This is a genomic window from Nocardia testacea NBRC 100365 (assembly GCF_000308775.1).
Taxonomy (GTDB): Bacteria; Actinomycetota; Actinomycetes; order Mycobacteriales; family Mycobacteriaceae; genus Nocardia; species Nocardia testacea.
The window spans coordinates 1-1086 of the sequence record NZ_BAGJ01000215.1; the positions used below are offsets into that span (position 1 = coordinate 1).

General features: G+C 65.7%; 1 pseudogene. It reads left to right on the forward strand.

Going from position 1 to position 1086, the window contains the following annotated elements:
• Positions 1–117 precede the first annotated feature (117 nt).
• Positions 118–1086 (forward strand): annotated as a pseudogene (locus ON38_RS25520) (IS630 family transposase); the annotation flags it as partial.

Genomic DNA, 1086 nt, shown 5'->3' on the forward strand with positions numbered 1-1086 from the left:
CCTAGTGTTCCGCGCCTGAAATACGTTGGCTAATTGTAGGATTCGTCGGTGGCGAGGACTGGGCGCCCGAGATCGGGTCCGGATTTGGTGGTGACCGAGGCGCAGCGGCAGGAGTTGATGCGGGGTGCGAGGGCGGCGACCTCGACGCAGGCGTATGCGCTGCGGTGCCGGATCGTGCTGGCCTGCGCGGAGCCGGGTGCAGCGAACGCGCATGTGGCGGCAGCGGTCGGTGTCACGCCGATGACCGTGGCGAAATGGCGCAAACGCTTCATCGAGCACGGTCTGCCCGGGCTGGCCGACGAGCCTCGGCCGGGCCGGCCGCCGTCGATACTTTTGGACCGGGTGGAACAGGTGCTGGCGTTGACCCTGGAGCAGACCCCGCGTGATGCCACGCATTGGTCCCGGTCGTCGATGGCGGAGCGGACCGGGCTGTCGAAATCGACGATCGGGCGGATCTGGCGGCGGTTCGAGCTGAAACCGCACCTGGTCGACGGGTTCAAACTATCGACCGATCCGTTGTTCGTGGAGAAAGTGGTCGATGTCGTCGGCCTGTACCACAATCCACCCGAGCGGGCCGTCGTGTTGTGTGTGGACGAGAAATCGCAGATGCAGGCCTTGGATCGTTCCCGGCCGGTGCTGCCGATGATGCCGGGCATGCCCGAACGCCGCACCCACGACTACGCCCGCCACGGCACTACCAGCCTGTTCGCCGCGTTCAACATCGCCGACGGCACCGTCATCGGCGAGCTGCACCGCCGCCATCGCGCGACCGAGTTCCGCAAGTTCCTGGTCACCATCGACAAGACCGTGCCCGCCGAACTCGAGGTCCACCTGGTCTGCGACAACCTCGCCACCCACAAACCCCGATCGTCAACGAATGGCTCGCCCGCCACCCCCGCTTCCACGTCCACTTCACCCCCACCGGCTCCTCCTGGCTCAACCAGGTCGAACGCTGGTTCGGATACCTCACCGACCAGCTCACCCGCCGCGGTGTCCACAAAAACGTCGCGGCACTGGAGAAAGACGTCACCACATGGATCCAGCACTGGAACGAGAATCCCCGGCCGTTCGTCTGGTGCAAGACCG